General features: G+C 57.3%; 6 protein-coding genes and 2 pseudogenes. 3 read left to right on the top strand and 5 right to left on the bottom strand.

Annotated elements, in window-relative coordinates; genetic code table 11:
• A partial coding sequence (locus tag BI327_RS40465) for an integrase core domain-containing protein (protein ID WP_143271799.1) occupies nt 1-615 on the top strand: 615 nt, incomplete at its 5' end.
• Here the strand turns inward: BI327_RS40465 and BI327_RS42930 are convergent.
• Nucleotides 599-1,122, bottom strand: a pseudogene (locus tag BI327_RS42930) (IS66 family transposase); the annotation flags it as partial. The gene BI327_RS40465 and the pseudogene BI327_RS42930 sit on opposite strands and share 17 nt — an antisense overlap.
• A gap of 61 nt (nt 1,123-1,183) precedes the next feature.
• Here BI327_RS42930 and BI327_RS40460 point away from each other — a divergent pair.
• Nucleotides 1,184-1,588, top strand: a complete 405-nt coding sequence (locus BI327_RS40460; RefSeq protein ID WP_076867213.1) for a helix-turn-helix domain-containing protein — start codon at nt 1,184-1,186, stop codon at nt 1,586-1,588.
• 26 nt (nt 1,589-1,614) lie between these two features.
• On the opposite strand, the gene BI327_RS40455 is transcribed toward BI327_RS40460, so the two are convergent.
• Nucleotides 1,615-2,403, bottom strand: a complete 789-nt coding sequence (locus tag BI327_RS40455; RefSeq protein WP_076867212.1) for an enoyl-CoA hydratase/isomerase family protein — start codon at nt 2,401-2,403, stop codon at nt 1,615-1,617.
• Nucleotides 2,404-2,589: 186 nt separating this feature from the next.
• Here BI327_RS40455 and BI327_RS40450 point away from each other — a divergent pair, with 186 nt between their 5' ends.
• Nucleotides 2,590-3,129: a DUF2889 domain-containing protein gene (locus BI327_RS40450; RefSeq protein ID WP_076867211.1), complete on the top strand. Its 540-nt coding sequence runs from the start codon at nt 2,590-2,592 to the stop codon at nt 3,127-3,129.
• Nucleotides 3,130-3,295: 166 nt separating this feature from the next.
• Here the strand turns inward: BI327_RS40450 and BI327_RS40445 are convergent.
• From BI327_RS40445 to BI327_RS40435, 3 genes and pseudogenes are all read right to left on the bottom strand, one after another.
• Nucleotides 3,296-4,422, bottom strand: a pseudogene (locus tag BI327_RS40445) (IS630 family transposase).
• A gap of 498 nt (nt 4,423-4,920) precedes the next feature.
• Complete coding sequence (locus BI327_RS40440; RefSeq protein WP_076867210.1) at nt 4,921-7,374, bottom strand: CaiB/BaiF CoA transferase family protein; 2,454 nt, start codon at nt 7,372-7,374, stop codon at nt 4,921-4,923.
• Nucleotides 7,375-8,403: 1,029 nt separating this feature from the next.
• Nucleotides 8,404-9,189: an SDR family NAD(P)-dependent oxidoreductase gene (locus tag BI327_RS40435; protein WP_076867209.1), complete on the bottom strand. Its 786-nt coding sequence runs from the start codon at nt 9,187-9,189 to the stop codon at nt 8,404-8,406.
• Nucleotides 9,190-9,404 lie beyond the last annotated feature (215 nt).

Genomic DNA, 9,404 nt, shown 5'->3' with positions numbered 1-9,404 from the left:
ATCCGCGATCTGGAGCCGGCCGAGCCGGAACGCCGCTATGAGCGCAAGAGCCCAGGCGAGATCATTCACATCGACATCAAAAAGCTCGGGCGTTTCGAGCGTGTCGGGCACCGCATCACTGGCGATCCGAGTGGTCCGAACAAGAGCCGTGGCGCTGGCTGGGATTTCGTCCACGTCTGCATCGACGACCATTCCCGCGTTGCTTTCTCCGAGATCAAGCCCGACGAGACGGCCGATAGCGCTGTTCCCTTTCTCAAGGCGGCTGTCACCTATTACAAGAGCCTCGGCGGCACCGGCACTCGCGTCATGACCGATAATGGAAGTTGCTACCAGTCCTTTGCCTTCCGAGACGCTTGCCGGGACCTGGGCATCAAGCATATCCGCACGAAGCCCTACACGCCGAGAACCAACGGCAAGGCCGAGCGCTTCATCCAGACTGCACTTCGGGAGTGGGCTTACGCCAAGGCGTATCCAACCTCAGATCGGCGCGCCCAAGAGCTGCCGATCTGGCTGCATCAATACAACTGGCACCGACCCCATGGTGGCATAGACTCACTAACGCCGATCAGCAGGCTCGGTTTGACCAAAGACAACCTCCTGAGGCTCCACACCTAGCCCGCGCGATGACGTGGAACGGCGCAGCGGCTTGGCCGGTCCTCTCGCGGCCTCGGCAGTTAAAATTCTCCCGAAAGTTCTGGATCACCTTCCGACATTTCGGGATCACCTCCAGTGCTCGATGATGTCCTCGCCGACCTTGGACTGTCGCGCGCCGCCGCTGCAGCGAATGCATGACGTCGGCCCTGAGACGATCGCGCGCTCGCGGACCAGATGATCCGGGAATGGCTTGCGGGATGACCGCGGGCGCGAGAAGGACGCCGCGGTAGGGTGGTCGTCATCTTGGCCAGTTCGTCTTCGGTCGCCGAGATCTCGAATTCCTCCAGCAGTCAGTTCGAGTTGATCTAGCGGCCTTGGTACGCTCCGAGCGAGGGCCATGACGATGACAGTTGAGCTTCTCGATCCTGAGCTTAAGGTGCGCGATCAGCACCTGATCGTCAGACTGTTGGGCACGACGCTAGCAAGTTCGGCACGTGTCACCAAATAAAGGGCCGTTGAACGAACTATCTGGAAATGTTATAGATTCAAAGCTGTCGAATTGAAAAGAGCCTGAGGCCGGACGTAATCCGTGGCATACAACAACCTTGATGCGAGAATTGGCGAGCGCATTCGAACCCAACGAAAGCTAGTCGGCCTAAGTCAGAAGGAGCTCGCCAGTCGATTGGACATAGTTTTTCAGCAACTGCAGAAGCACGAAAATGGCACAAGTAGAGTCCCGGCCAGTCGGCTTTACGAAATCGCTAAAGCATTGAACACCCCGATCACACATTTCTATGAAGTCGATGATAGCGTATCACTACGACGGAGCTCACCGCTCTCCGACGTCTCCGCGATAGTCGGCGCACAAAAGGGCAAGTTGGCAAAACAGGTCCTTGACCTTGTTACAGCTTTCATGAAGATCAAGGACGAGCATGCCCGAACCGACATTGTTTCGTTGGTTGCCAAGTTTTCGAAGTCGAACGCTAGGCGCTAGAGTCGTCAACAGGCGGTCTTGCGATCTCAACAATAGTGGGCTGAGCCATCGCGTTTCGGGCTGCCATTGCCCAGCACGCTTTTAAAGTGCTGCTGTGCGGCGCTGCTAGCAACACCAGCAACATGTGCCTGTTTTGCCTCGAGCGCGATATTGCGCAAACCAGCAAGCAAGCCTTGATTAATTGACTCCTTCGTTCGGCGAAAAGTGATTTCTGGAAACTCACCGAGAATTCGCGCACGCGCAATAGCCGTCTCCACAAGGTTTCCGGAATCCGCAACCTCGTGAAGCAACTTGTGGTCCAGCGCCCAGGAAACCGGAACGGCCTCGCACCCATAGACGATGCTGGACATCGCGGCCCGACCGACGAAACTCTGGAGCAGATACCCGCCGACAATGCAAGCGATGCCGTGCTTCAGTTCCCACATAGTCAGCTTCGTTCCTGGCGCTCCGACGCGCCAGTCGCAGCATAGCGAGAGCTGAAAGCCGAGCCCTATGGCGTAGCCACCGACTGCGGCAACTGTCGGTTTCGTGATGCTGAGAACCGTCGAATAAAAGTCAATCAACCGGTCAATATACGCCTCCACTGCCGCACTTCCGGAAAGCCGGGCCACTTCCTTGAAATCGCCGCCGGCGCAAAAGGATCTCTCATTCCCTCCTGTCAATACCAGGGCCTGCACTTCCGGATTGTCATTTGTCTCCCGGCATATCGAGCGGATTGCAGTCTCGAGTTCCAGACTCATCGGATTATGGTGAGTGGCGTGGTTGAACCGCGCGACCAGAACCGTACCTCGAGACTCGGTTTCCAATACGGCCATGGTCTCTCCGATCCATCATGTCCATCTTACAAGCCGCAGCCTGTGCACAACGGTGCACCCATCATGAGAACATGTCAACAATTTAAAACACCTATAATGAGATTTACGATCTTGCAGACGCTGCCAACGGACCGCATAGTGTGAGCTACGCCCTTCTCTGCATGCATGTGAAAAACGGTGAGATCCATGCCTCTTCCTGATCCTGTCGAACGAGAAATGCTTCATCGCCGGGTTACAGAAGTGGTTGGCTACCATCGTCGCGACCTCCTCTGGGATATTGAGGCGCGTCTGATCGACTCGAAAACTAGGCCGTACGCGAATCCCTGGCGTGAAGTTCTGTCTGGCAAACCGGTGCATGACATGTCGCTGCGGTTGACCGTCGATACAGACTTCAGGATTCGGGCCGTCGATGTTGCCAGCGACAACAACCCGTATCCGCTATGCTCGGAAGCAGCAAGTGCGTTTGCTCCGCTCGTGGGTCTCACGATCGGGCCAGGCTGGAAGAAGAACGTCAGAGAGCGCATCCCTCGAAGTGCTGGCTGCACTCACCTCGCCGAACTTATTGGTTCTGTCGGGTCGGTAATGTTCCAGACCATCTTGCCAGTCCTGCAGCAAAAAGGAGCTTTCGATAAGCATCCCCGCCCAGGCCTGATTGACAGTTGCTGCGCTTACCGGAGGGGCAGCGACGTCGTAAAACATTTATGGCCTAACTTGCCTATCAAGTAGTTGCTGATCAGCAGGTACGACGTGCAGAAGACAACATTGAGGAATAAAGAAACAAGATCGTGCTGCGTGGATGTGCAAATCGCGCTCGGAAGTGCATCTGCCGCGCAAGCATTTGCCTCGAATAAATACTCCTCCTGGCTGGTGAGGCACGGTTTCTACAATGAACTTATATGCTAGTCACGTGAATCTGAAGTTCACCGCATAAGGCCTGCTGGGCTTTTGTGGCAGAAGCGTTTGACGGACGCCAAAATCTGGTCTGCGGACTTGGTCCATCTGAACGGCTTTGGGTTTCTGTTGTGCAGGTCGATGAAGGTACGGATGTCGGTCTCGAGCTGCTTGACGGAAGTGTGAACATCTCGCTGGATCTGCTTTCTGGTGAGTTCGGCGAACCAGCGCTCGACCTGATTGATCCATGATGCCGAAGTCGGTGTGAAGTGGACATGATAGTGCGGCCGGCGGGCAAGCCACGCTTTGATTTTAGGTGTTTTGTGGGTGGCGTAGTTGTCCATGACGATATGGGCATCGAGCCCTTTGGGAACTTGAGCATCAATCTCTTTCAAACACTTCAAGAACTCGACCGCCCGATGACGCTTGTAGCATTTGCCGATGATAACCCCGACGCGACATCGAGCGTAGCAAACAGCGCGGTCGTACCATGTCGCACATAGGTGTGCGTGCGACGTTCCGGTACGCCGGACACCATCGGCAAGACTGGCTGCTCGCGATCCGGTGCCTGGATCTAGCTTTTCTCATCGATGCTGAGGACAAGGGCTCGGTTTGGTGGGGACAGATAAGGGCCAACAATATCGCACCTTGTCGACGAACAGCGGATCGCCCGACAGCTTGAATGTCTGGCTACGATGCGGCTGCAAGCGGAACGCCGCTCACATTTGGCAAACCGTGGTGTGGGAAAAGCCAGTTTCCGCCGCCATCGAGCGGATCGACCAGTGCGTCGCATTGGCCGGCGTCGTCCGCAACGTCCGCTCGATCACGGCAGCAACCTGATCGTCGCTGATGGTTCGAGGGCGGCCAGGGCGGGCGTCGTCAGGCAAACCGTCACAGCGATCCCTCACAAATCGGCGACGCTATTTGCCAACGGCGTGTTCGTGGAGACCGAGTTCGGCAGCCACAGACTTGCTTGGCACTCCATCCGCGCATCGCAGGATCGCGGCATCGCTCAGACAGCGACCGGGCGACACGGTGACGACGGACTTGCCTCTCCAAGTACGTCCGCTCCTGCGCGCTCAACACCAACGGAGCGATCGGTCGGCCTCTCATAACTGCATTCGCCACAAGCGCTCTCCTTAAGAGATCCCTGCGCTCTTTTATGTGACGAACTTACATTTCAGATGACTAGGCGCAAAGGCGAAGGCCGTGGTCTGATTGAGCTTCGACTGCCTCCACCTCGGTTTAGACCTTGGCCGGATAGCCTGATCAAGGTTCGGCCGATATGACGGCTTATTCATCGGCGATCGCGCGCCAACCGATCGGAGCACGACTGCACCTCCGCTTGACTCCGGCATGCCGAGTTCTTCTTCCTGCGAAGTGAAGCGCGGAAGGAATGTCTGTTAAGCCAAAATATCTTCCCGGAAAAGCAACAGCTCGTATGGGTCAAGCGGTTAATGCCATCACTGCGGAACTCGCTTGGCATCATCCCAACGGCACGATATCGACGCGGAGACGACTGATCGCCCGTTGCCGCGATCAAAAGCCGAGATAACGGATTTTTATCTGCAGATGCGTATCTGCATATACAGGAACACCCACACCCTTGGATTCGATATGTCAGGCTTACGTCGATTTCGTCGACGCGAGCTCACCTTCCGAGAGCATTACCGCACCGATAATGCCATCCTTCATCAACTGCGCAATCTCGGATTCGGAAAGGCCGAGAAGCCCTGACAGCACTTCTGCATTGTGCTGTCCGAGCGTCGGCGCGGCTGTGCGGATCGCATACGGCACGGCAGCTTCGCGAATAGGCATCGAGGGCTGCGGGTGCCTGCCAATGAATGCTCGTTCAACATCCTGCAGAAATCCTCGCGACGCAAGATGCCGATCCTTGAGGAGTTCAATTGGCAGACGAGCCACGCCAGAAGCTATCCCTGCTGCCTGCAACTCAGACATGGCCTGATCCGCGTCTCGCGAGAGCGTCCAGGCTGCAATGCCTGCCTCGATCACGTCCTCGATGCCTCGGCGACCTTCTGCTGATTCCAACGATGCGTCTCTGCCCCAGTCCGGCCGGCCGATAAGCCGCGCAAGCTGACGCCACATGTCTGCGCCGGTAACCGCTATCATGATCCAGCTGTCATCACCCGCACACCGGAAGCTCCCGTGCGGCACGAACTCGGGATGTCGATTGCCGTATTTCGGTGGTTGAACGCCGTCTATCGAGTGGAGAGTGATCCACGGCGCTGCAAACGGCATCATGCATTCAATCTGCGCGAGATCGATGAATTGCCCCTGCCCAGTGTTCCGGGCGTGGACCAAGGCGACCAGAACAGCAGCGCATCCGTTTAACCCGCCAACCGCATCCCCAAAGGCAGTGTGGCTCATTATGGGCGGGCCACCGGGCCTTCCGATCACGCTGGGCAAGCCCGATCCCTGCTCAAGAGTTGAGCCATAAGCCCGGCAATTGCGATGGGCGCTGTCTGCACCAAACGCAGACATCGACATCATGACGAGCCGTGGGTTCAGCTTTGTGAGCACGTCGTAGCCAAGCCCGAGCCTGGGCAGCACATCAACTGAATAATTATTGACGACGACGTCGGCTCCCGCCACAAGCCGTTTGGCGAGCCCTACGCCTTGCGGCCGCGTCAAGTCCAGCGTGATACCGCGTTTGTTGCGGTTCATCACGCAGAACCGCACTGTCTTTTCGTACATCCGGCCATCGATGTACGCAGGACGCCGGTCAACACCGCGCCACCAGTCCGGATATTGAATGGCCTCGACCTTGATCACGTCAGCGCCAAGATCAGCAAGTGTTCTGGTGCATAACGGCCCAGCCCAGCCCATCGAGAAGTCGACGACACGAATTGCGCGCAACGGCGGTGGCGCCGCATCCATGGAACGGGTCGATGGCCCGACGGCACCGGTTACACATCTCTTACTCTGGAAAGACTGTTGCTGGCCGGGAGCTGGCACCTTCCCGCCCCGACGCGGCGGTGTGACCGTAAGCCGCTGGACCGAGCCAACCGTGCGGCCATCTTCTTCCCCCAGCACGACGGGTACGATTGCGCCACGTTCATTTTTCTCCGGATCGAGGAGCAGATCAGATATCTCGGGCACCGGGACGATCGGTATTTTGCGCTCCAGCCCCTCTGCGAACCACTCCAGGGCCGTCCGCGTCTTCAATTCCGGAACAAACCTTCCTTCCAGTTCCTGCGCCCGCTGCAGACGATCTTCTCCAACAACCAGAGCCGGATCATCGCGCAAGTCCGACAGACCAAGCATATCGCAGAATGCACGCCATTGTGCCGGTGTCACGGCGGTAACACCCAGCCACCCTCCTTTTGTGCGATAAATTCCCAATGGAAAGCCCGGCCAGAAGCGATTGGCGCCGATCCTGCGCATCACATCGCCGCGCGCGAACGCCTCGAACATCAGATAATCACTCAGCGTGAGGGTCGCTTCGAAAATGCTGAGTGACCACGAGCGCCCCTCCTTCCCATGCGCTCGCGCAACCGCGGAGGAAGTCGCGGCGATGAAGCCCCAAAGGCCCGCGAGGATACCCGTCTGGAAGTCGGGGGCGTGCAGTGGCGGGCCTTCGACCGGTCCAACTAGCTTGACGAGACCAGCTAACGCACGGACAGTTGAATCGGTTGCGGCAAATCCTGCATAGGGTCCGTCCTGGCCAAACCAGCTTGCTTCTAGGTATATCAACCAGGGGCACCGCTGGCGTATTGCGGCAATATCCATGCTTGGGCAATTCGCTGGACTGACGTGACGACCATCGATCAGGACATCGCAATCCTCAATCAGTGCTGTCAGCCGAGCCTTCGCATCGGGTTCGGTGTCATCAATAATCACACTCGACTTGTTGAAGTTGAGGAAAGCAAACCACGCACTGTGGCCAAGGCGGGTCAGCGGCGCGCACTGCCGAAGCGGATCGCCAGCTGGAGGCTCGACTTTCTGCACATCGGCACCGAAATCCGCGAACAACCGAGCGCAATAGCTTGTTGCGGCCGAACTCCCGATCTCGATGACCCGCAAATTTGAGAATGCTTCGGCCGAGGGCTTTCCATTCATCGTTGCTCTTTCAAAGTTCTGTCAAACTGGTCTGGGCCGACACGCCGCTCGCAATATCGCGTGCAGCTCGTCTCATGCCGGCTCACTACGGGTTGCTCGCAACTGGGTATAGTATCAAGGCGACATCGTTCCTCGCTTCGTTCGCGTCAAACTCTGCAAGGCCCGTACCACCAGAAATGGATGATAACTGGGTTGGGCACAGACGCTTGGCAGGCTGACCGGCGTCGTATCTCAACAGAAGGCCACAATGCTTGGAGGTGCACGCACATCGGTTTGCCGAAAGCGAGGCATCGGGATATCGGTCGGAGCCCAAAAGCGACATTCACTTAAGGAGAGTGGCGCTACGGCCGGAGCCACCTCTGAACTAAAGCCGAAGTTCAATTCCGTACTCGATGCGTCGCCGGTTGATGTATAGCCTCTTCTCTCGCACAACTCATGTCCGATTGAAGACAGAGGTGAGGGCCACCCACCAGTTCACTCGACTATTGTAAGGAGCTGTTGCCGCAGGGCTTCGTCCATCGAGCGAGCTGCACATGATCTAGCACGAGTGTTGGTGCCAGCCGTTGATCGATGGGATGCCTCCCTTGTTGCGCTAGGCAGTCCGGGGCTTAGGACGAGCGATCTTTTCTTGGGTAGCGGCCGCCTGCTCCGGTAAGGTATGACGAGCCACCGTTGTGCAATCACAGATGAACAAACCTGAATCACCGCAAGTGCAGAGATCACATGATAGCTGCCCGACCGGTTCCATCATTGAGCCCGTGCCGTGCTCAATTGCCGCGCAGGGACAGTATACGATGCTTGCGTTCCTGATCTTGCACTATCTAGCGGCAGATATCGCTGCCCTGCTCACTAGGACCGGATACATAGAATTCAATTCTCTCAAGGTCACGTGGCGGGCTGCCGAAAAGCTGGTCACCTGTGCTTAAGGGGCTCTATGCGGCAGGCCGCAGATCCTACATTCCCGGTACAGATCTCTCTTACGTTCGACCGAGATCACTCGCTTGCGCCAGAACTGCAATGAACATCGCCTCAAGCGGAGAACTCTCCCCCTGTCATATCGATGGTCGCACCGGTGATAAAGCCTGCCCCCGATGAGGCCAGAAAGGCCACTACGTAAGCTACCTCTTCAGCTGTTCCAAAACGCCCGACTGGAATCCGGTTGAGAGCTGTCTTGTTGACTGGAGCCTCAGCCGGTCCAGTCAGATCGCTGAGAACCCGCCCAGGAGCTACACAATTGACCGTGATACCGTACGGTGCCAGATCTCGCGCGGTAGCGCGGGTCAACCCGACCAGTCCGGACTTCGACGCGGCATAGTGCGGTCCTGCGATCAATGGCATAGCACGGCCTGCGAGCGATCCCACATTGATAATGCGTCCATAACCTTCCGCGATCATTGCCGGCGCAACAAATCTCGTAAGAATGAACGGTCCGCTAAGATTGACATCAACAACCCGCGTCCATTCCTCCAAGGAGGTCTGCGACAACCAAGGTGCATTCTGATCCGCACGTTTGGGAGAAATACCTGCATTGTTCACCAAAATCGCAATCTCGCCCCAACGGGCCCGGACGCGATTAATAAATCCCGAAACCTCATCTTGTCGCGTTACATCGCCCTTCTCAGCATAGAGCCGGCCTTCCGGGCGGCCAAGTGTGTCTAGCGCCCGCTCCACATGCTCTGCTGTCGTCGACATGAAGGCAACCTGATAACCGTCGGCCAAGAATCTCCGTACGATCTCGAATCCGATCCCCCGTGCCCCTCCAGTGATGAGCGCGACCCGCCCGTCGCTTTGATCTTTGGACTTTGCCGATTCCATGTGTCTGCCAGCTCATCAATGAAACGAGCAACCGTTGCCACCTGGCTGGCAGACGGCGCAAGAACAGAGGGCGTACGTCTCTTGACGATTGCCTAGGGCCCTCTAGACCTGCAGTTACAGCCATTCCAGGCAGACCCTCCGTTGCCCCGACGGCAATAAGATGCGAAAGCCCATCGTATCTCCCGAGGGACGCGCGCTCACCGGGGGCGACCGAT

Origin of the sequence: Bradyrhizobium mercantei, from assembly GCF_001982635.1 — a bacterium.
GTDB lineage: Bacteria > Pseudomonadota > Alphaproteobacteria > Rhizobiales > Xanthobacteraceae > Bradyrhizobium > Bradyrhizobium mercantei.
The sequence above is the reverse complement of the archived record's forward strand: the minus strand, read 5'-3'. Positions and strand labels throughout refer to the sequence as shown.

Coding starts and splice junctions, on each gene's coding strand:
- BI327_RS40455 (WP_076867212.1), bottom strand. CDS start 2,403: ATGGCCGTATTGGAAACCGAGTCTCGAGGTACGGTTCTGGTCGCGCGG.
- BI327_RS40450 (WP_076867211.1), top strand. CDS start 2,590: ATGCCTCTTCCTGATCCTGTCGAACGAGAAATGCTTCATCGCCGGGTT.
- BI327_RS40435 (WP_076867209.1), bottom strand. CDS start 9,189: ATGGAATCGGCAAAGTCCAAAGATCAAAGCGACGGGCGGGTCGCGCTC.
- BI327_RS40440 (WP_076867210.1), bottom strand. CDS start 7,374: ATGAATGGAAAGCCCTCGGCCGAAGCATTCTCAAATTTGCGGGTCATC.